This window comes from Clavibacter rahimiani, assembly GCF_052654495.1.
In genome coordinates, this window is the sequence record NZ_CP199790.1 from 1,970,518 (window position 1) to 1,990,100 (window position 19,583).

At 74.7% G+C, this 19,583-nt stretch carries 19 protein-coding genes; all 19 read right to left on the reverse strand.

All coding sequences use genetic code 11. The features are described 5' to 3' along the window. Positions 1 to 3: 3 nt before the first annotated feature. Positions 4 to 531 (reverse strand): PH-like domain-containing protein, encoded by a 528-nt coding sequence (locus ACT7CP_RS09345; RefSeq protein ID WP_445442003.1) that lies wholly within the window; start codon positions 529 to 531, stop codon positions 4 to 6. Beyond that, on the reverse strand, positions 528 to 1,943 hold the full coding sequence (locus ACT7CP_RS09350) for a dihydroorotase (RefSeq protein ID WP_445443976.1): 1,416 nt from the start codon (positions 1,941 to 1,943) through the stop codon (positions 528 to 530). Before ACT7CP_RS09350 ends, ACT7CP_RS09345 begins: the two co-directional genes overlap by 4 nt. A 17-nt stretch (positions 1,944 to 1,960) precedes the next feature. Continuing rightward, positions 1,961 to 2,917 (reverse strand): aspartate carbamoyltransferase catalytic subunit, encoded by a 957-nt coding sequence (locus ACT7CP_RS09355; protein ID WP_445442004.1) that lies wholly within the window; start codon positions 2,915 to 2,917, stop codon positions 1,961 to 1,963. Continuing rightward, complete coding sequence (pyrR, locus tag ACT7CP_RS09360; RefSeq protein ID WP_307500913.1) at positions 2,914 to 3,474, reverse strand: bifunctional pyr operon transcriptional regulator/uracil phosphoribosyltransferase PyrR; 561 nt, start codon at positions 3,472 to 3,474, stop codon at positions 2,914 to 2,916. The genes ACT7CP_RS09355 and pyrR overlap by 4 nt, the downstream gene beginning before the upstream one ends. 112 nt (positions 3,475 to 3,586) lie before the next feature. Next, positions 3,587 to 5,620 (reverse strand): acetate--CoA ligase, encoded by a 2,034-nt coding sequence (gene acs, locus ACT7CP_RS09365; protein WP_445442005.1) that lies wholly within the window; start codon positions 5,618 to 5,620, stop codon positions 3,587 to 3,589. A gap of 73 nt (positions 5,621 to 5,693) precedes the next feature. Continuing rightward, a complete protein-coding gene (locus tag ACT7CP_RS09370; RefSeq protein WP_445442006.1) occupies positions 5,694 to 6,530 on the reverse strand; it encodes an ABC transporter permease in 837 nt (278 codons plus the stop codon). Beyond that, a complete protein-coding gene (locus ACT7CP_RS09375; protein ID WP_445442007.1) occupies positions 6,527 to 7,585 on the reverse strand; it encodes an aliphatic sulfonate ABC transporter substrate-binding protein in 1,059 nt (352 codons plus the stop codon). Before ACT7CP_RS09375 ends, ACT7CP_RS09370 begins: the two co-directional genes overlap by 4 nt. A gap of 119 nt (positions 7,586 to 7,704) precedes the next feature. Continuing rightward, positions 7,705 to 8,592, reverse strand: coding sequence for an ABC transporter ATP-binding protein (locus tag ACT7CP_RS09380; RefSeq protein ID WP_445442008.1), 888 nt, complete (start codon positions 8,590 to 8,592; stop codon positions 7,705 to 7,707). 138 nt (positions 8,593 to 8,730) lie between these two features. Beyond that, entirely contained in the window at positions 8,731 to 9,144 is a 414-nt protein-coding gene (gene nusB, locus ACT7CP_RS09385; RefSeq protein WP_307500908.1) for a transcription antitermination factor NusB, read from the reverse strand. A 4-nt stretch (positions 9,145 to 9,148) separates the two neighbouring features. After that, positions 9,149 to 9,712 (reverse strand): elongation factor P, encoded by a 564-nt coding sequence (gene efp / locus ACT7CP_RS09390; RefSeq protein ID WP_307500907.1) that lies wholly within the window; start codon positions 9,710 to 9,712, stop codon positions 9,149 to 9,151. A gap of 113 nt (positions 9,713 to 9,825) precedes the next feature. Next, positions 9,826 to 10,266 carry a type II 3-dehydroquinate dehydratase gene (locus tag ACT7CP_RS09395; protein ID WP_307500906.1) on the reverse strand — a complete coding sequence of 147 codons (441 nt, stop codon included), beginning with the start codon at positions 10,264 to 10,266 and terminating at the stop codon, positions 9,826 to 9,828. Between the two features lie 20 nt (positions 10,267 to 10,286). Beyond that, positions 10,287 to 11,054, reverse strand: coding sequence for an SDR family oxidoreductase (locus ACT7CP_RS09400; protein ID WP_445442009.1), 768 nt, complete (start codon positions 11,052 to 11,054; stop codon positions 10,287 to 10,289). After that, the gene (gene aroB, locus ACT7CP_RS09405; RefSeq protein ID WP_445442010.1) at positions 11,051 to 12,202 is read right to left on the reverse strand and encodes a 3-dehydroquinate synthase; all 1,152 of its coding nucleotides are present in this window, start codon (positions 12,200 to 12,202) and stop codon (positions 11,051 to 11,053) included. The genes ACT7CP_RS09400 and aroB overlap by 4 nt, the downstream gene beginning before the upstream one ends. Continuing rightward, entirely contained in the window at positions 12,199 to 12,690 is a 492-nt protein-coding gene (locus ACT7CP_RS09410; protein ID WP_445442011.1) for a shikimate kinase, read from the reverse strand. The genes aroB and ACT7CP_RS09410 overlap by 4 nt, the downstream gene beginning before the upstream one ends. 2 nt (positions 12,691 to 12,692) lie before the next feature. Further along, positions 12,693 to 13,931, reverse strand: a complete 1,239-nt coding sequence (aroC, locus tag ACT7CP_RS09415; RefSeq protein ID WP_445442012.1) for a chorismate synthase — start codon at positions 13,929 to 13,931, stop codon at positions 12,693 to 12,695. A 39-nt stretch (positions 13,932 to 13,970) separates the two neighbouring features. Further along, complete coding sequence (locus ACT7CP_RS09420) at positions 13,971 to 14,861, reverse strand: shikimate dehydrogenase (protein ID WP_445442013.1); 891 nt, start codon at positions 14,859 to 14,861, stop codon at positions 13,971 to 13,973. Next, a complete protein-coding gene (gene mltG, locus ACT7CP_RS09425; RefSeq protein WP_445442014.1) occupies positions 14,854 to 16,263 on the reverse strand; it encodes an endolytic transglycosylase MltG in 1,410 nt (469 codons plus the stop codon). Before mltG ends, ACT7CP_RS09420 begins: the two co-directional genes overlap by 8 nt. Positions 16,264 to 16,435: 172 nt before the next feature. Then, positions 16,436 to 16,921 (reverse strand): Holliday junction resolvase RuvX, encoded by a 486-nt coding sequence (gene ruvX, locus ACT7CP_RS09430; RefSeq protein WP_445442015.1) that lies wholly within the window; start codon positions 16,919 to 16,921, stop codon positions 16,436 to 16,438. Continuing rightward, positions 16,921 to 19,578 carry an alanine--tRNA ligase gene (alaS, locus tag ACT7CP_RS09435; protein WP_445442016.1) on the reverse strand — a complete coding sequence of 886 codons (2,658 nt, stop codon included), beginning with the start codon at positions 19,576 to 19,578 and terminating at the stop codon, positions 16,921 to 16,923. The genes ruvX and alaS overlap by 1 nt, the downstream gene beginning before the upstream one ends. Positions 19,579 to 19,583: the final 5 nt, after the last annotated feature.

Here is a 19,583-nt window from a genome sequence, read left to right on the forward strand (position 1 = left end):
CGGTCACTTCCCTTCGTTGTCGTCGTCGTGCGCCAGGCGCGGGATCCGGTGGAGGGCGTCGACGAGCGCGGTCTTCTCGCGCGGATCGATCACCCGGAGGTACGTGTCGACCGAGGTCCCGGCGGCCTCGTCGAGGATCCAGGTGACGGCCACGAGGCCGCCCTCCTCCACGACGCGGTCGATCGCGTAGGTCGCGAGGCCGGAGCCGGTGATGCGGTCGGCGGGCACGAGCACCTCGCGCTCGCCGTCGATCGCGAGCACGAGCCCGGCGTCGTGCACGCGGGCCGCCGCGCGTCCCCGGAAGCCGAGGGGGCGGACCGTGAGCCGGTCGAGCGGCTGGCCCGCGGTGGTCGTGGCGACGTAGAGCACGTCGACCTCGAGCGTCGGCGTCGCGAGCCCGGCGGGCGGGCGCGGCGGCTCGGGCAGCGTGCGCTGTCGACGGCGGCGCGCGCGCCAGCCGAGCGCCATGAGGCCGAGCAGCAGGACGAGGAGCGCGATCACGCTGACCGCGGGTCCGATGCGGTCGCTCATGCGCGTCCCGCCGGGGCGTCGGGGGCCGCGGCGGCGGCGGCGCCGGCGGCCGCGGCGGCCGAGCGGGCGTCGGCGTCGGCGCGGTCGCGGAGCACGGCGGCGCGGGCGACCTCGTCGCGGTCGACGAGCGCGCCGTCGAGCACGGTCGGGTAGCCGCGGTGGAACGTCGCGACGACGCGGCCGGGCAGCGTCATCTCCAGGTACGGCGAGTTGACGCTCTGGCCGCCGAGGTCGGCGCGGCCGAAGACGCGCGAGGCGGCGGGGTCGTAGAGCGTGACGTCGCCCGGGGATCCCGCCTCGAGCGCGTGCCCGTGCTCGGCGAGGCGGCCGATGCGCGCGGGCGCGTGCGACATGACGCGCGCGACGCCCTGCCAGTCGAGGAGGCCCGTGTCGACCATCGCGAGCTGGACCACGGAGAGCGCCGACTCGAGGCCGACCATCCCGAACGCGGCCGCGTCCCACTCGCAGTCCTTCGCCTCCGTCGGGTGCGGCGCGTGATCGGTGGCGACGACGTCGATCGTGCCGTCGGCGAGCGCGAGGCGGAGCGCCTCCACATCCTCCAGGCGGCGGAGCGGCGGGTTCACCTTGTAGCGGGCGTCGTAGCCGGCGACCAGGTCCTCCGTGAGGAGCAGGTGGTGCGGCGTGACCTCCGCGGTGACGTCGACCCCGCGGGCCTTGGCCCAGCGGATCACGTCGACGGAGCCGGCGGTCGAGACGTGGCAGACGTGGAGGCGGGATCCGACGTGCTCGGCGAGCAGCACGTCGCGCGCGATGATCGACTCCTCGGCGACCGCGGGCCAGCCCGTGATGCCGAGCTCGCCGGACAGCGCGCCCTCGTTCATGGTGGCGCCCTCGGTGAGGCGGGGGTCCTGCGCGTGCTGCGCGATGACGCCGTCGAACGCCTTCACGTACTCGAGCGCGCGGCGCATGAGGAGCGGGTCGGAGACGCACTTCCCGTCGTCGGAGAAGACGCGGACGGCGGCGCGGCTCGACGCCATGGCGCCGATCTCGGCCAGCGACTCCCCCGCGAGGCCGACGGACACCGCGCCGATGGGGCGGACGGTGGCGTACCCGGCGGCGTCGCCGAGCGCCTTGACCTGCTCGACCACGCCCGCGGTGTCCTGCACCGGCATGGTGTTGGCCATCGCGAAGACGGCCGTGAAGCCGCCGAGGGCCGCGGCGCGGGACCCCGTGAGCACGGTCTCGCTCTGCTCGTAGCCGGGCTCCCGGAGGTGCACGTGCAGGTCGACGAGGCCGGGGAGGGCGACGAGGCCGTCCGCCTCGACGACGCGTGCGCCGGCCGGGGCGACGAGGTCCGGGCCGATCGCGCGGATCAGCCCGTCCGCGAGGAGGATGTCGGCGCGCTCGCCCGTGGGCAGGGTCGCGCCCCGGATCAGGTGGGTGTCGTCCATGGTCATCGCGTTCTGGGTCATCGGTCGGCCTTCCCGTCGCCGGACAGCAGGAGGTAGAGGACGGCCATGCGCACCGAGACGCCGTTGGCGACCTGCTCGCGCACCGTGGACCTCTCCGAGTCGGCGGCGGCGGCGGATATCTCGAGCCCGCGGTTCATGGGCCCCGGGTGCATGACGATCGTATCGGGCCCGAGGAGCGCGAGCCGCGCGTCGTCGAGGCCCCAGATGCGCGCGTACTCGCGCGGGTTCGGGAAGAAGGCGGCGCGCATGCGCTCGGCCTGGATCCGGAGCATCATCACGGCGTCCGGCCGGACCTCCCGGAGGGCCCGGTCGAGGTCGTAGCGGACGGCGACCGGCCAGGACCCGATGCCCACCGGCACGAGCGTGGGCGGCGCGACGAGCGTGACCTCCGCGCCGAGCGTCGTGAGCAGCCACGCGTTCGAGCGCGCGACGCGGGAGTGGAGGATGTCGCCCACGATGACGACGCGCGCGCCGTCGAGGCCCCTCCCCCGGGCGGCGGGCCCGTGCAGCCGGCGGCGGATGGTGAACGCGTCGAGGAGCGCCTGCGTGGGGTGCTCGTGCGTGCCGTCGCCCGCGTTGACGATGCCGGCGTCGATCCAGCCGCTGCCCGCGAGCGTGTGCGGCGCGCCCGAGGACGGGTGGCGGACGACGACGCCGTCGGCGCCCATCGCCTGCAGGGTCTGCGCGGTGTCCTTGAGGCTCTCACCCTTGGACACGCTCGACCCCTTGGCGCTGAAGTTGATGACGTCGGCCGAGAGGCGCTTCGCGGCGGCCTCGAACGAGATGCGGGTGCGCGTCGAGTCCTCGAAGAAGAGGTTGACGACCGTGCGGCCGCGGAGCGCGGGGAGCTTCTTGATCTCGCGCGTGCCGACGTCGGCCATGTCCTCGGCCACGTCGAGGATGCGGACGGCCTCGTCGCGCGACAGGTCGCGGGTGGAGAGCAGGTGCCTCATCGGTCGCCCCCCTCGTGGTCGGGACCCTGGATGGTGACGGCGTCCTCGCCGTCGATCTCGTCGAGGCGGACGAAGATCCGCTCGGCGAGGCTCGACGGCAGGTTCTTGCCCACGAAGTCGGCGCGGATGGGGAGCTCGCGGTGGCCCCGGTCGACGAGCGCGGCCAGGCGCACGGCCGTCGGGCGGCCCAGGTCCCCGATGGCGTCGAGGGCGGCGCGCACCGTGCGGCCGGAGAAGAGCACGTCGTCGACGAGCACGACCGTGCGGCCGTCGACCCCGCCGGCGGGGAGGCGCGTGGGCGCCGGGGCGCGGGTGGGGTTCCGGCGCAGGTCGTCGCGGTACATCGTGACGTCGAGCGAGCCCACCAGGTCGGCGGGGGCGTCGGGCTCGAGGCGGGCGATGATCCGGCCGATGCGCTCGGCGAGCACGGTGCCGCGGGTCGGGATGCCGAGGAGCAGCAGGCCGGCGGGGCCGCGGTTCGACTCGAGGATCTCGTGGGCGATGCGCGTGAGCGCACGGGTGATGTCAGAGGGCTGCAGCACGACGCGCTGAGGCAATCCGACCTCCTTCCCCGCCTCTCGGGACGGATGTTAAAGGTGGTCTGTTCCGCCGGCCACTCTACCGGGTGCCCGCGGCGGCGCGCGGCGGGCGGGCCGCCCGCGCGTGTCCTCAGCCGGCCGACGCGTCGAGCACCGCGCGGATCCGTCCCAGCACGGCGGCGTCCTGCAGGCTCGTCGCGTCGCCGAGCGTCCGCCCCTCGACCAGGTCGGCGAGGAGCCGCCGCATGATCTTCCCCGAGCGCGTCTTCGGCACGTCCGGCACCGCGACGACGCGCCGGGGCTTCGCGACGGGGCCGATGACGCGCGCCACGTGGGCCGTGAGGACGGGTCCCAGCTCCGCGGCGAGCGCCGCCCAGCCCGCGGCGTCGTCGTCCGCGGGGCGGTCGTCGCCGCGCGGCACGACGAACGCGACCACGCGCTGGCCGGTGAGGTCGTCGGCGACGCCGGTGACCCCGGCCTCCCCCACCCGCGGGTGCGCGACGAGCGCGGACTCGATCTCGATGGTCGAGAGGCGGTGGCCGGAGACGTTGACGACCTCGTCGATCCGCCCCTGGAGCGCCACGTCGCCGTCCGCATCGCGCCGGGCGCCGTCGCCCGCGAGGAACCAGCCGCGGTCGGCGAAGCGCTCCCAGTAGGCGCTGCGGTAGCGGTCGGGATCGCCCCACACGGTGCGGGCCATGCCGGGCCAGGGGCGCTGGATCACGAGGAGGCCGCCCTCCCCCGCGGCGACGCGCTCGCCGGCGTCGTCCACCACGTCGACGAGGAACCCGGGCAGGGCGCGGCCCGCGTGCCCGGGCTTCAGGGTCGAGACGCCGGGCAGGGGCGCGATCACGGCGGCGCCCGTCTCCGACTGCCACCAGGTGTCGACCACAGGCGCGCGCCCGCCGCCGACCTCCCGGTGGAACCAACGCCAGGCGGCCGGGTTGATCGCCTCCCCCACCGACCCCAGCAGGCGGATGCTCGACAGGTCGTGCCCGGCGACGCCGTCGGGGTACCAGCTCATGAGCGAGCGGATCAGCGTGGGGGCCGTGTAGTAGGTCGTGACGCCGTACCGCTCGATGATCTCCAGGTGCCGGCCGCGGTGGGGCGTGTCGGGCGTGCCCTCGTAGATCACCTGCGTGAGGCCGTTGGAGAGCGGGCCGTAGATCTCGTAGGTGTGGGCGGTGACCCAGGCGAGGTCGGCCGTGCACCAGTGCACGTCGTCGGGCTTGGCGTCGAAGTGGGCCCAGTGCGCCCACGACGCGTGGGTGAGGTACCCGCCGGACGTGTGCACGAGGCCCTTGGGGCGCCCGGTGGTGCCGGACGTGTAGATCACGAAGAGCGGGTGCTCGGCGTCGAAGGCCTCCGGCGCGTGCACGGGCGACGCGGATCCGACGGCGTCGTGCCACCAGACGTCGCGGCCCTCCGTCCACGGCACGTCCTGCCCGGTGCGGCGGACGACGAGCACGTGCTCGACCGACGCGACGCCGGCGACGGCCTCGTCGGCCTGCGGCTTGGTGGCGACGGCGGTGCCGCGGCGGTTCTGCCCGTCGCTCGTGATGAGGAGCTTCGCGCCCGTGTCCTCGACGCGGAAGCGCAGCGCCTCGGCGGAGAAGCCGCCGAACACGAGCGAGTGGACGGCCCCGATGCGGGCGACCGCGAGCGTCGCGACGACCGTCTCGACGAGCACGGGCAGGTAGATCACGACGCGGTCGCCGGGTCCGACGCCGAGGGCCGTGAGCGCGTTCGCGGCGCGCGACACCTCCTCCTGGAGGTCGAGGTAGGTCACCGTCCGGCGGTCGCCCGGCTCGCCCTCGAAGTGCAGCGCGACCTTCGCGCCGCGGCCGGCCGCGACGTGCCGGTCGACGCAGTTGGCGGCGACGTTGAGGCGGCCGCCCGCGAACCAGGTGGCGGCCGGGACCTGCGGCGTGCCGTCGTCGGCGACCGGCGGGATCCACGTGTGCGCGGTCTCCCACGGCGTCTCCCAGTCGAGGCGGCGGGCGGCCTCCTCCCAGAAGGCGACGGGATCCGCCTCGGCGCGCGCGTACGCCTCCGCCGTGACGTTCGCGGCCCGGGCGAGCGCGGCGGGCGGCGGGAACAGGTCCCGCTCGTCAGCGTCGGTCGCGGGGACGGTCTCGGCCTGCTCGGTGCGCGGGGAGGTCATGCGCCGACGCTACGTGCGCCGGGGCCAGGATCCGGAACCGGCGCGTCACGCGACGACACGTGGGACGGCGGGATCAGCCCCAGCGGCGCACGAGCAGGCGCTCGACGACCCCCACGACGGCGTCGGTGACCGCCCCGAGCACCGCGAGCAGCACGATCGCGAGCAGCACCCGGTCGACGCGCCCGTTCGCGGACGACTCCGTCAGCAGGTAGCCGAGCCCCATCGACGCGGCGAGCAGCTCGGCCGCGACCAGGAAGAGCCACGACTGCGCGAGCGCGAGCCGGAGGCCCGAGACCACGGCGGGCAGCACGGCGGGCAGCTGCACGGTGACGAGCAGCGGGATCCGGGCGAGCCCGAACGCGCGGCCGACCTCGACGAGGTGCGGGTCGACGTGCCGGAGCGCGCCCGCGACGGTGGTGTACACGGGGAACATCGCGCCGATGGCGACGAGCGTCACCTTCGAGTCCTCGTTGATCCCCATCCAGAGCAGGAGCAGCGGCACCCACGCGAGCGATGGCACGGTGCGGAACGCGCCCGCGGTGGGCGCGAGGAGGAGCCGGCCGATGCGGGAGAGCCCGACCACCGCGCCGAGCACGAGCCCGACCGTCGCGCCGAGCGCGAAGCCGAGGAGCACGCGCTGCAGCGAGATGGCGACGTACTGCCCGAGGATCCCCTGCTCGGCGAGTTGCACCCCGGCCCGCACGACGTCGAGCGGCGCCGGGAGCAGGTGCGGCGGGACGGCGCCCGTCGCGGTGACGACGGCCCAGACGCCGACGACGAGCACGGGGACGACGAGCCCGAGTCCGGCGCGGGCGAGCCGGCCGCCGGCGGAGCGACGGGCCGCGCCGGCGCGCGCGTCCGGGAGGTGGAGGTCGTCCGTCGCGACCGACGCCTGGCCGACGGCGGTCATCCGGCCGTCCCGGCGGCGGGATCGGCGGACTCCGCGAAGCGCGGCTCGAACAGCTCGTCGATCGCCGCGTCGACCTTCCCCTCATCGGTCACGTCGCCCGAGTCCACGAGGATCGGCCCGACGCGCTCGAGCACGGAGCGCTGGGCGGCGCCGGGCACGGGGTCGACGCCGAGGTTCGTCCGGTCGATCACGGTGGACGCGACGGCCGGGTCGATCGCGGCGGCCTGCGCGAGGATCACCGCGGTCTCCTCCGGGTGCTCCACCGCCCAGGCGCGCGCCTGCTCGTAGGCGTCGACGACGGCCTGCGCGAGGTCGGGCGACGCGTCGAGGAACGACTCGGTGGCGTTGAGGAAGCCGTAGGTCGCGAAGTCGACGTTCCGGTACAGGAGCGTGGATCCCGCCTGCGCCTGGCTCGCCGCCATCAGCGGGTCGAGTCCGGCCCACGCGTCGACCGAGCCGTTCTCGAGGGCCGCGCGACCGTCCGCGTGCTGGAGGTTCTGGATCGTCACCTCGGACGCCGGGATGCCGGCCTCGTCGAGGGTCTGCAGCAGGAAGAAGTACGGGTCGGTGCCCGTCGTCGCCGCGATGTCGGCGCCGCGGAGCTGGTCGACGCTCGTGATGGGCGACCCCTGCGGCACGACGATCGCGGTCCACTCCGGCTGCGAGTACACGTCGATCGTGCGGATGGGCGATCCGTTGGCGCGCGCGAGCAGCGCGGCGGATCCCGCGGTCGAACCGACGTCGACGGCGCCCGCACGGAGCAGCTCGTTGGCCTTGTTGGACCCGGCGCTCTGCACCCACTCCACCGCCACGTCGGATCCGAGGCGCTCCTCGAGGAGGCCCTGGTCCTTCACGATGAGGCTGAGCGGGTTGTAGGTGGCCCAGTCGACCGTGAGCGTGTCGGCGCTCCAGCCGGCGGGGGCGGCGGACGCGTCGGCGGCGGCCGGCGCGACGGCGGAGCCCTCGCCCGCGGCGCAGCCGGCGAGGAGCATCACGGCGGCGCTCGCGAGGGCGAGCGCGGGGAGGGCGGATCTGCGGGGCAGGAGACGGGTCACGGTGGGTCCTCGGTGCGGTGTCGGGGTGCGGGCGGGGCGGGTGATGCGGAGGTGCGGTGGGTGCAGGGGTCGTGCGGGTGGCGGAGGTGCGGGGTCGGGAGGTCGGGGGGTCGGGCGGGTCAGCCCGCGTCGCGCGGAGCCGCCGCGCGGTGCCCGGGCACGCCGAGCCCCTCGAGCAGCTCGGCGCGCAGCGCGGCGAGGGTCGCGTCGCCGCGGTCCCGCGGCCGGGCGCCGGGCACCTCGAGCACACGGCGGACGGTGGCACCCGGCGCGCTGCCGGGCGCGGGATCCGGCCCGAGCAGCACCACGCGGTCGGCGAGGTGCAGCGCCTCGTCCACGTCGTGCGTGACGAGCAGCACGGTGGTCGGGATGGCGGCGTGCACGTCGAGGAGGAGGTCCTGCATGCGGAGGCGCGTGAGGGCGTCGAGCGCGCCGAACGGCTCGTCGAGCACGAGGACGCGCGGCCGCCGGGCGAGGGCGCGCGCGAGCGAGGCGCGCTGGGCCATGCCGCCGGAGACCTGGCGCGGGCGGAGGTCCGCCGCCTCGGCGAGGCCCGTGAGCTCGAGGAGGTCGCGCACGCGCGCGTCGCCCTCGGCGCGCGGCACGTCGCGGGGCAGGCCGAGTCGGACGTTCGCGCGGATCGTGCGCCACGGGAGCAGGCGCGGCTCCTGGAACGCGACCGCGGAGCGCTGGTCGACGTCCTGCACGGGCGTGCCGTCGATGCGGATCGTGCCGACGTCGGGCCGGTCGAGCCCGCTGACCTGGCGGAGGAGCGTGGACTTGCCGCAGCCCGACGGGCCGAGGATCGCCACGACGTCGCCCGCGGCGAGGTCGAGGTCGACGTCGCGGAGCACGGGCCGCCGGGCGCGCGACCCGTCGACGGCGAAGGACCGGCCGACCCCGCGGAGGGCGACGGCGCCGGCGGAGGCGGGAGCCGGATCCGGCCGGGCGGCGGCCGGGGCGGGCGTCGCGGGATCGCGGTGCGTGGCGGCGGCGGTGACGGGCATGACCCGACGCTAGGGCGATGCGCCCCCGCGCGGATCCCGGCCCGTCACACACCGTCGCCGGGCGTCATGCGACGTAACCGGCGGCCGGGATCAGGCCAGCGTCGCCGCGATCCGCGCCAGCATGCCGCTCACGCCCGATCAGGCCTGCGTCGCCGCGATCCGCGCCAGCATGCCGTTCACGAACGACGCGCTCTCGTCCGTCGAGAGCGAGGACGCGAGGTCGACGCTCTCGGAGATCGCGACGCCGTCGGGCACGTCGGCGTTGAAGAGGATCTCCCAGATGCCGATGCGCAGGATCGCGCGGTCGACGGCGGGCATGCGGGCGAGCGTCCAGTTCACCGAGTACGTCTCGATGAGCTCGTCGATCTCGTCCTGGTGCTCCACCACGCCCTCGGCGATCTCACGGGCGTACTGCCATGACGCCTGCCGGTCGGGCTCGGCCGCGGCCCGCTGCTGCTCGACCGCGAGGGTCGCGGGGATCGTCTCCCCGCGGATGTCGGCGACGTACAGGACGTCGAGGGCGCGCTTGCGCGCCTTGGTGCGTGCGCTCACGGGGTCAGTCGGTGACGCGGCTGAGGTAGTCGCCCGTGCGGGTGTCCACCTTGACGCGCGTGCCCTGCTCGAGGAAGAGCGGGACCTGGATCTGGTGCCCGGTCTCGACCGTCGCGGGCTTGGTGCCGCCCGTGGAGCGGTCGCCCTGCAGGCCCGGCTCCGTGTACGTGATCGTGAGCACGACCGACGCGGGCAGCTCGACGTAGAGCCCCTCGCCGTTGTGCAGCGCCACGGTCACGTCCTGGTTCTCGAGCATGAAGTTCTTGGCGTCGCCGACCTGCGCCGCGGACAGCGTGATCTGGTCGTAGTCGCTCGTGTCCATGAACACGTAGTTCTCGCCGTCGGCGTAGAGGTACTGGAAGTCGCGGCGGTCGACCGTCTCGGTCTCGATCTTCGCGCCCGCGTTGAACGTGCGGTCGACGACCTTGCCGGTCATCACGTTCTTGACCTTGGTGCGCACGAACGCGCCGCCCTTGCCCGGCTTCACGTGCTGGAACTCGATGACGGTCCACAGCTGGCCGTCCATGTTGAGGACGATGCCGTTCTTGATGTCAGCGGTAGAGGCCATGCGGGGAGGGTCCTTGCCTGTTCGACGAGCGGGATGCGGCGATCGAGCGGCCGCGTGGAGGATGCCGGCTCCGGGCACCCGGCAGGGCGCGTGCGGCGATCCGAGGGATCAGCCTAACGGGTGCCGGTCACCACGTGCGCGAGGGCGAGGAGGTACGACCCCTGGCCGAGGCCCGCGATGACGCCCGTCGCGACGGGCGAGATGACGCTCTGGTGCCGGAACTCCTCGCGCGCGTGCGGGTTCGAGAGGTGCACCTCGAGGAGGAGGATCCCCGCCTTCGTCACGAGCGCGGCCGCGTCGCGGAGCGCGTACGAGTAGTGCGTGAACGCCGCCGGGTTCATGATCACGGGCGTCCGGGTGTCGACGGCCTCGTGCAGCCAGCCGATGAGGGTCGCCTCGTCGTCGGTCTGGCGGAGGTCGATCTCCACGTCGTCCGGCGCGAAGGCGACGAGCTCCCGGCGGAGGTCGTCGAGCGATCCCGTGCCGTACACGTCGGGCTCGCGGCTGCCGAGCCGTCCGAGGTTGGGGCCGTTGAGGACGAGCACGCGTGACATGCGCCCCAGCCTAGGCGCGGTCAGCCGACGCTCTGGCCGCCGTCGGACCGGATGCGCTGGCCGTTGATCCAGCCGCCCTCCGCGGAGAGCAGGAAGCACACGAGCGCGGCGGCGTCGCGGGGCTCGGCGAGCCGGCCGCGCGGCGTGGTCTCGCGGAGGCTCTCCCGGATCTCGGGCGTGAACCAGCCCGTGTCGGTGGGGCCGGGATCCACGAGGTTCGCCGTGATCCGCACGTCCTCGAGCTCGCGCGCCGCCGCGATGACGATGCGGTCGAGCGCCGCCTTGCTCGCGCCGTACGCGACCTCGCCCACGACGGCGTCGCTCGTGAGCGCGACGATGCGACCGGCGCCGGGCACCGCGCGGTACCGGCGCGCGAACCCCTGGATGAGCTGCAGCGACGCGCGGACGTTCACGGCCAGGTGGCGGTCGAGGCTCTCGACCGTGGTGTCGAGCAGCCCGCCCTCGACCGACTCCGCGTGGCTGAGGACGAGGCCCGTGAGCGGCCCGAGACCGCGCTCGACCTCGTCGAGGATCCGCTCGGCGGCCCCGGTGTCCATGAGGTCGGCCTCGATGGCGTGCGCCCGGCCGCCCGCGCGCTCGACGGCCTCGGCGACCCGGGCCGGGTCCTCGGGCTGGCGGCCCCACGGCATGCGCGCGTCGTACGCGGACCAGTAGGAGAACGCGACGTCCCAGCCGCCGAGCGCCAGGTCCTCCGCGATCGCCGCGCCGAGGCCCGCGACCCGGCCGACGCCCGTGACGAGCGCGACGGGACGCGCGTCGTCGGTCACGACCCGATCTCCTGGTAGGCGGCGAAGAGCAGCGCCTCCTCGGGTCCGTTGAGCACACTCGCGCGGCCGACGCCGTCGAGCACGATGAAGCGCATCATGTCGCCGCGCGCCTTCTTGTCGCGCTTCATGCTCGCGACGAGCGTGGGCCAGCGGCCGACGGGGTAGCTGGTGGGCAGGTCGAGCGAGTCGAGGATCCGCCGGTGCCGGTCGACCGCCTCGTCCGAGAGCGAGCGGGTGAGGCGCGACAGCTCGGCGGCGAACACCATGCCCACCGCGACGGCCGCGCCGTGCCGCCAGCGGTAGCGCTCGGCGTGCTCGATGGCGTGGCCCAGCGTGTGCCCGTAGTTGAGGATCTCGCGGCGGCCCTTCTCGGTGAAGTCCTCCCCCACGACCTCGGCCTTCATGGCGATCGACAGCTCCACGACCCGGCGGAACTCGGGGCTCGTCGGGTCGGTGACGCGCGCCACGTCCCGCTCGATGACGTCGAGGATCTCCGGCACGGCGATGAACCCGGCCTTCACGATCTCCGCGAAGCCCGTGACGATCTCCTCCCGCGGGAGGGTCGCGAGCAGGTCGAGGTCCACGATCACGGCCGTCGGCGCGTAGAACGCCCCGACGAGGTTCTTGCCCTCGGACGTGTTGATGCCCGTCTTGCCGCCCACGGCCGCGTCGACCATCGCGAGCACGGTCGTGGGGATCTGGATGAGCATGACGCCGCGCAGCCAGGTCGCGGCGACGAAGCCGCCGAGGTCGGTGGTGGCGCCGCCGCCCAGCGTGATGACGGCGTCGGAGCGCGTGAAGTCGGTGGTGCCCATGATCTTCCAGCAGAAGGCGGCGACCTCGATGCGCTTGGCGCCCTCGGCGTCCGGCACCTCGGCGAGGTAGACCTCGACGTCGCCCTGCAGGCGCTCGCGGAGGCGCGACGCCTCGTCGGCGAGGGCGGGCGCGTGCACGATGAGCACCTTGCGGACGCGCGGGCCGAGCAGGCGCCCGACGCCCGCGACGAGGCCGCGGCCCACGGTCACGTCGTAGCCTTGCGTGCCGGAGACGCGGATCACGGTGGGGGCGTCCGGCTCGGCGGCGGAGGATCCGGCGGCGGCCTCTCCGGCGGTCCCGGGGGCGGTGTCGGGGGCGTTCTGGTCGGTCATGGCTGCCTCTCCCGGGCGAAGCGCTCGATCTCGCGCGCGATGCGGGCGAGCGGGCGGTCGGAGGTGTCGATGGTCAGGTCGGCGAGCGAGCGGTACAGCTCCTCGCGGTCAGCGGCGATGCGGCGCCAGCTCGCGAGGCCGTCGACGAGCGGGCGGTCGTCCCCGCGGATCCGCGACCGCACGGCCGCCTCGCTCACGGTGAGGAGCACGACGACGTGCGACGCGAGGTCCGCGCGCGTGTCGGGGTCGAGCACCGCTCCCCCGCCGAGCGACACGACGCCGCCGTCCGCGAGGGCGCGCGCGACGGCCGCGCGCTCCAGCTCGCGGAAGCGGGGCTCGCCGTGGTCGCGGAAGATGTCGGCGATGGATCCGTGCGCGTCCACCACGGCGCGGTCGGTGTCCGTGAACGGCGCGACCAGCGCGCGGGCCACGCGGCGGCCGACCGTGGTCTTGCCCGCGCCCGGCGGGCCGATCAGGACGACCGGCACGGTCAGGACCCGGGCGCCGCCGGCGGCGCGGCGTCCGCCTCGTCCACGAGGTCGGCGCCGGTGCGGCGGCCCTCGGGGATCGCGTCGAGGTAGCCGCGGAGGTTCCGGAGGGTCTCGCCCACGGAGTCGCCGCCGAACTTCTCGAGCACGGCGTCGGCGAGCGTGAGCGCGACCATGGCCTCGGCGACCACGCCCGCGGCGGGCACGGCGCACACGTCGGAGCGCTGGTGGTTCGCGGGGGCGGCGCCGCCGGTCGCGGTGTCGATGGTGCGGAGGGCGCGCGGGACGGTGGCGATGGGCTTCATGCCCGCGCGGACCCGGAGGACCGTGCCCGTGCTCATGCCGCCCTCGGTGCCGCCGGCGCGGTCGGTGGACCGGCCGATGCCGGCCGCCGTGGAGAACAGCTCGTCGTGCGCCTCGGATCCGCGGCGCGTCGTGGTGAGGAAGCCGTCGCCGACCTCCACGCCCTTGATCGCCTGGATGCCCATGAGCGCGGCCGCGAGCTTCGAGTCGAGCCGGCGGTCCCAGTGCACGTGCGAGCCGAGGCCCGGCGGGAGGTCGTAGGCGAGGACCTCGACGACGCCGCCGACCGTGTCGCCGCTCGCCTTCGTGTCGTCGACCTCGGCGACCATGCGGGCGCTCGTCTCGGCGTGGAAGCAGCGCAGCGGATCCACGTCGAGCGCGTCGACGTCGGCGGGCGTCGGCAGCGGCGCGCCCTCGGGCACGCGCACCGGGCCGATGGACAGCGTGTGGCTGACGAGGGTGATGCCGAGCTCGGCGAGGAACGCGCGGGCGACGGCGCCGAGCGCGACGCGGGCGGCGGTCTCGCGGGCGCTCGCGCGCTCGAGCACGGGCCGCGCCTCGTCGAAGTCGTACTTCTGCATGCCCACGAGGTCGGCGTGGCCGGGGCGGGGGCGGGTGAGGGCGGCGGCGCGCGCGCCCTGCAGCTTCGCGGGGTCCACGGGCTCGGGGCTCATCACGTCGACCCACTTGGGCCACTCCGTGTTGCCGATCCGCACCGCGATGGGGCTGCCGAGCGTCCGCCCGTGCACGACACCGGTGGACAGGCTCAGCTCGTCCTGCTCGAAGCCCATGCGCGCGCCGCGGCCGTAGCCGAGCTTGCGACGGGCGAGGTCGGCGCGGATGCCGTCGAGGCTCACGGGCACGCCCGCGGGGAGGCCCTCCAGGACGGCGATGAGTTCGGGGCCATGGGATTCCCCGGCGGTGAGCCAACGCAGCATGCGCCCATCCTCCCACAGCGGTCGGGGGCGCCCGGCGGGTCAGGCGCCGGTCCAGGGCCTCCGCGGATCACGGCGGACGCTCGCGAGCATGGCGGCGAGCACGCGCTCCTCGTCCGGCAGCTCCCGCTCGTCGTCCCCTCCCGCGAACAGGCGCACCTGGCCGAGCGCCTGGTGCACGAGCATGTCGATCCCCGGCACGACGCGTCCGCCCGCGCGCTCCCAGCCGGACGCGATCCCGGTAGGCCACGGGGCGTACGCGACGTCGAGGAGCACCGCCTGCTCCGGCAGGTCGCGCGGCAGCGGGACGGTCGCGGCGGCGTCGCCCGGGAGGGTGCTGATCGCCGTGTCGGCGTCACGGAGCGGGCCCGCCGCCTCGTCCAGCGGCACGATGCGGAGCCGGACGCCCAGCTCGTCGGCCAGCGGTCGGAGGTCCCCCGCGCGGTCCGGCCGGCGTGCGGCGACCGTCGCGTCCCCGACGCCGATCCGGGCGAGCGCGACCAGGGCCGAGCGGGCGGTGGCCCCGGCGCCCAGCACGACCGCGCGCGCCGACCGCTCGACGCCGGCCATCCGGAGCGCCCGGACGATGCCCGCCACGTCGGTGTTCGCGCCGCGGCGGATCGCGGTGCCCGCCGCGTCCCGCTCGAGGAGCAGGGTGTTGGCCGCGCCCGCGAGCCGGGCGGTGTCGTCGACACGGTCGAGGAGCGGCAGCACGTCGCGCTTGAGCGGCATCGTCAGGGAGAGGCCGCGCCAGCCGGATCCGAGTCCCGCGACGAACGCGCCGAGCTCGTCGCCCGTGCACTCCACGGCCTCGTACGACCAGTCGAGCCCGAGCACCCCGTACGCCGCCCGGTGCAGCCGGGGCGACAGCGAGTGGGCGATGGGACTGCCGAGGACCGCCAGCCGCACGGCCGGCGTCCGCGGGTCAGCCATTGCCCGGGTTGTCCCTCATGAACTGCTGCCACTGCGCGACGGCCTTGAGGTGCTCGTCGTAGGACTGGGAGAACACGGTGTCGCCGGTGATCGTGTTGACCGTCACGAAGTACAGCCACGGGCCGTCGGCCGGCGCCATCGCCGCCTTGATCGCCAGGTCGCCCGGGTTCGAGATGGGTCCGACGGGCAGCCCGGGGTGCACGTACGTGTTGTACGGGTTGTCGTCGGCGCGCTCCGCGTCGGTCGTCGTGACCCGGCCGACGGACTGCGCGCCGTACGCCACGGTGGCATCGGACTGCAGGGGCATGCCGACGTCGATGCGGTTCTGGAACACGCGCGACACCTTGTAGAAGTCGCCCTCGAAGCGCGCCTCCTTCTGGATCAGCGCGGCCATCGTGAGCACGCGGTGCCGGTCGGCCGCGGGGACGCCCGCCTGGTCGAGCGACTGGAAGGTGCGCTCCACCATCGCCTTCACCATGTCCGCCGCGGGCGTGCCGGGCGGGAAGTCGTAGGTCGCGGGGAAGAGGTAGCCCTCGATGCTGGGCGCCTCGGCGGGGATCCCCAGCGCGGCCCGGTCGGCGGCGGCCGCCTCGAGGTCGGCCACGGGCGTCCCGGTGCCCTCCGCGACGAGCTCGAACGCCTGCGCGGCGGTCTGCCCCTCGGGGATGGTGACCTTGGCCTGCACCTGGCTCGCCGGATCCTGCAGCATCGCGAGCGCGGAGGCCGCGCTCATCTGCTTCCGCAGCGTGTAGGTCCCCGGCTGGAACACGACCTCGCCGGAGCGGACCACCGCCTGGTAGAAGGCCTTCGAGGTCTTGACGACGTCCTGCTCGGCGAGCGTGTCGCCGATGGTGCTGCCGGTGTCGCCCGTCTTGACGACCACCTGCACCTCGCCGGATCCGTCGCCGTCGTAGTCGGTGGGCTCGGCCGGCGTCATGAGCGCGCTCACGACCGGGCCGAAGAGCGAGGTGGCGATGACGGCCGCGCCGCCGAAGAGCACGACGAGCAGGACGAGCACGTACGGCCACTTGGGGTGGCGGCGCTTCGCCTTCGGCGCGGCGGGCGGGCTCGGCGGGGCGATCGGTGCCACGCGCGTGCGGCCTCCACCGTCGGCGGGGCGGGGGGCCGAGGAGGCCGTGGGGGCGTACGCGGGCGCGGGACGGGTCGCGACGGGATCGGCGGCGGAGGCCGCGAGACCCGCGGCGGCGGCCGAGGCGGACGACGCGTCCGCTGCCGCGGCGGAGGCGGACGAGGTGGCGGCGGCCGCGACGTCCGCGCGCGGGCGGTCGTCCGCGCGCGCGGTCGCGGTCGCGGGCTGCGGATCGTCGACGGGAGCGGGGTCGGCCGCAGCCGAGCGGGCCTCGGCGGCCTCGCGGAGGGCCCGCAGCTGGCGGCGCGTCATGGGCGCACCGGGTCCGGTGCCGGCGAGCTCACCGCTCGGGGCGCCGTCGCGATCGCCGCCGGGAGCGGACGCCGGATGGGTCGCGGACCCCGGAGCGGCTTCGCCGAAGAGGCTCTCGAAGGGGTCGGCTCCGCCGCCCGCGGCCGTCGTGGCGCGTCGGGCGGGGTCGGTCTCAGGCGTGTCGGTCAGGATCGACTCGGTTCCTCGGGACGAGAGCACCGGGTGGTGAGCCGGCGGAGCGCTCGGTCTCGAGCGCATGTTGAAGGATTATAACGGCCGCGACCTGGTCGATCACGGGCTTCTGCTTACGGGACCCTCTGCCCGAGGACCGGAGGGCGCTCTGGGCGGACACCGTGGACAGCCGCTCGTCGACCAGCCGGACGGGGATCTCGGACGCGTCGGCGAGTCGCCGGGCGAAGCCCTCCGCGTCGTCGGTGGACGCCGTCGCGCGGCCGGAGAGCGCCAGCGGCAGCCCCACGACGAGCTCCACGCAGTCGACCTCCGCGGCCACCTCGAGGATCCGCCGCACGTCCGCCGAGCCGCCGGCGTCGCGCGGGACGGTCTCGACGGGCGTCGCGATCAGGCCGTGCGGGTCCGACCGGGCGAGCCCGATGCGCGCCTTCCCGACGTCCACCGCGAGCCGCGCGCCGATGCGCATCAGGAGGCGAGCGCCTGGCGGACGGCGGCGAGGGCATCGCCGATGGCCGCCACGTCGGATCCGCCGCCCTGCGCGAGGTCGTCCTTGCCGCCTCCGCCGCCGCCGAGCACCGCCGCCGCCGCGCGGGCGAGCTGCCCGGCCTTGGCGCCGGCGTCGCGCGCGGCCTGGTTCGTGGCGACGATGACCGTCGGCTTGCCGCCCGCGTCGCCCGCGAGGGCGACGACGACGGGCTCGGATCCGGCACGCTCGCGCACGAGGGTCACGAGCTGGCGCACCTCGTCGGCCGAGCGGACGCTGCCGAGCGACTCCTGGATCAGCGTCACGGCGCCGACGCGCGCGCCCTGCTGCACGAGCGCGGGCACGCGCTGCTGCAGCGCCTGCGCCTCGAAGTCGGCGATGCGCCGCTCCGCGGTCTTGAGGTTCTGCATCAGGTCGGCGATGCGGTCCGGCAGCTGCTCGCGCGGCGTCTTGAGGCTCGAGGTGAGCTGCGACACGATGGCGCGCTCGACGGCGAGGTCCTGGAACGCCTCGCGGCCGACGAGCGACTCGATGCGGCGGTTCGTGGATCCGACGGACGACTCCCCCACCACGTTGATGAGGCCGATCTGCGCGCTCGAGGACACGTGGGTGCCCGCGCAGAGCTCGCGCGACCACGGGCCGCCGATGTCGACGACGCGCACGGTGTCGCCGTACTTCTCGCCGAACAGCGCCATGGCGCCCAGCTGCTTGGCCTCGTCGATGGGCATGACGCGGGTGACGACCTGCAGGTCGTCGCGCACGGCGCCGTTGGCGATGTCCTCGATCTCGCTGCGGGTCTCGGGGCTCAGCGCCTGGTTCCACGCGAAGTCGAGCCGCATGTAGCCGGCGCGGTTGTAGGAGCCCGACTGGTGCGCGTCCTGGCCGAGCACCTGGCGGAGCGCGGCGTGCACGAGGTGCGTGCCCGAGTGCGCCTGCGTGGCGCCGCGGCGCCAGTCCGCGTCGACGACCGTGGTGGCGGCGTCGCCGACGCCCACCTCGCCCGAGCGCACCTGCACGCGGTGGCTGATGAGGCCCTTCACGGGCTTCTGCACGTCCAGCACCTCGAGGTCGAAGCCCTGGCCGACGATGCTGCCGGCGTCGGCCTCCTGTCCGCCGGACTCGGCGTAGAGGCTCGTCTCCGGGAGGATCACCTCGGCGATGTCGCCGACGACCGCGTGGTCGACGCTCTGGCCGCCCACGATCAGGCCGAGGATCGTCGTGCCGGTCTCGAGCTCGTCGTAGCCCGTGAAGCGCGTCTCGCCGGCCGCGCGGAACTCGCTGTAGACGGTGAGGTCGGCGAGCGCCGTCTTCTTGGACCTTGCGTCGGCCTTGGCGCGCGTGCGCTGCTCCAGCATCAGGCGGTCGAACGCCTCGCGGTCGACCGTGAGGCCGTTCTCCTCCGCCATCTCGAGCGTGAGGTCGATGGGGAAGCCGAACGTGTCGTGCAGCAGGAAGGCGGTGTCGCCCGCGATCCGCTCGCCGCCGGCCGCCTTCGTCTCGCCGACGGCCACGTCGAGGATCGTCGTGCCCCCGGCGAGCGTGCGGAGGAAGGTGTCCTCCTCCGCGTACGCGAGACGGGAGATGCGGTCGAAGTCGTCGGAGACCTCGGGGTAGGCGGCCTTCATCGCGTCGCGCGACGCCGGGAACAGCTCGCCGAAGGTCGCGGTGTCGACGCCCATGAGGCGCATCGCCCGCACCGTGCGGCGCATGAGGCGACGCAGGATGTAGCCGCGCCCCTCATTCGACGGCCGGACGCCGTCGGACATGAGCATGAGGGAGGAGCGCACGTGGTCCGCGACGATGCGCATGCGCACGTCGTCCTCGTGGTCCGCGCCGTAGCGGCGGCCCGCGAGCTCGGACGCGCGGTCGAGGACCGGGCGCACCTGGTCGATCTCGTACATGTTCTCGACGCCCTGCTTGAGGAACGCGACGCGCTCGAGGCCCATGCCGGTGTCGATGTTCTTCTTCGGCAGGTCGCCGAGGATCTCGAAGTCGGCCTTGCCCGTGCCCTGCCCGCGCAGGTACTGCATGAAGACGAGGTTCCAGATCTCCACGTAGCGGTCGTCGTCCGTGGCCGGGCCGCCGTCGGCGCCGTACGCGGGACCGCGGTCGAAGAAGATCTCCGAGCAGGGGCCCGCCGGGCCGGGCTGGCCCGTGTGCCAGTAGTTCGTGTCGCGGCCGAGGCCCTGGATCCGGTCGTCCGGCAGTCCCGCGATGCGCTTCCACGCCTGCCGGGCCTCGTCGTCCTCGTGGTAGACCGTGACCCACAGGTCGTCGGGCGAGAAGCCCAGCCCGCCGTCGGCCTCGCTCGTGGTGAGCAGCTCCCACGCGTACGCGATGGCCTGCTCCTTGAAGTAGTCGCCGAACGAGAAGTTGCCGTTCATCTGGAAGAAGGTGCCGTGCCGGGGCGTCCGGCCGACCTCCTCGATGTCGAGCGTGCGGATGCACTTCTGCACGCTCGTGGCGCGCGGGAACGGCGCGGGCACGACGCCCGTGAGGTACGGCACGAACGGGACCATGCCGGCCACCGTGAACAGCAGGGTGGGGTCCTCGCTCACGAGCGACGCCGACGGCACGACGGTGTGCCCCCGGTCGCCGAAGTACGTCAGCCAGGCGTTGCGGATGTCTGCGGTCTGCATGCGGT

Excerpts from the sequence above, each read along its gene's own strand:
- aroB (WP_445442010.1), bottom strand. The coding sequence starts at position 12,202 with ATGACCGACCAGAACGCCCCCGACACCGCCCCCGGGACCGCCGGAGAG.
- ACT7CP_RS09355 (WP_445442004.1), bottom strand. The coding sequence starts at position 2,917 with ATGAGGCACCTGCTCTCCACCCGCGACCTGTCGCGCGACGAGGCCGTC.
- ACT7CP_RS09370 (WP_445442006.1), bottom strand. The coding sequence starts at position 6,530 with ATGACCGCCGTCGGCCAGGCGTCGGTCGCGACGGACGACCTCCACCTC.
- ACT7CP_RS09420 (WP_445442013.1), bottom strand. The coding sequence starts at position 14,861 with ATGGCTGACCCGCGGACGCCGGCCGTGCGGCTGGCGGTCCTCGGCAGT.
- ACT7CP_RS09395 (WP_307500906.1), bottom strand. The coding sequence starts at position 10,266 with ATGTCACGCGTGCTCGTCCTCAACGGCCCCAACCTCGGACGGCTCGGC.
- acs (WP_445442005.1), bottom strand. The coding sequence starts at position 5,620 with ATGACCTCCCCGCGCACCGAGCAGGCCGAGACCGTCCCCGCGACCGAC.
- ruvX (WP_445442015.1), bottom strand. The coding sequence starts at position 16,921 with ATGCGCATCGGCGCGCGGCTCGCGGTGGACGTCGGGAAGGCGCGCATC.
- alaS (WP_445442016.1), bottom strand. The coding sequence starts at position 19,578 with ATGCAGACCGCAGACATCCGCAACGCCTGGCTGACGTACTTCGGCGAC.
- efp (WP_307500907.1), bottom strand. The coding sequence starts at position 9,712 with ATGGCCTCTACCGCTGACATCAAGAACGGCATCGTCCTCAACATGGAC.
- aroC (WP_445442012.1), bottom strand. The coding sequence starts at position 13,931 with ATGCTGCGTTGGCTCACCGCCGGGGAATCCCATGGCCCCGAACTCATC.
- ACT7CP_RS09345 (WP_445442003.1), bottom strand. The coding sequence starts at position 531 with ATGAGCGACCGCATCGGACCCGCGGTCAGCGTGATCGCGCTCCTCGTC.
- ACT7CP_RS09380 (WP_445442008.1), bottom strand. The coding sequence starts at position 8,592 with ATGCCCGTCACCGCCGCCGCCACGCACCGCGATCCCGCGACGCCCGCC.
- mltG (WP_445442014.1), bottom strand. The coding sequence starts at position 16,263 with ATGACGCGCCGCCAGCTGCGGGCCCTCCGCGAGGCCGCCGAGGCCCGC.
- ACT7CP_RS09350 (WP_445443976.1), bottom strand. The coding sequence starts at position 1,943 with ATGGACGACACCCACCTGATCCGGGGCGCGACCCTGCCCACGGGCGAG.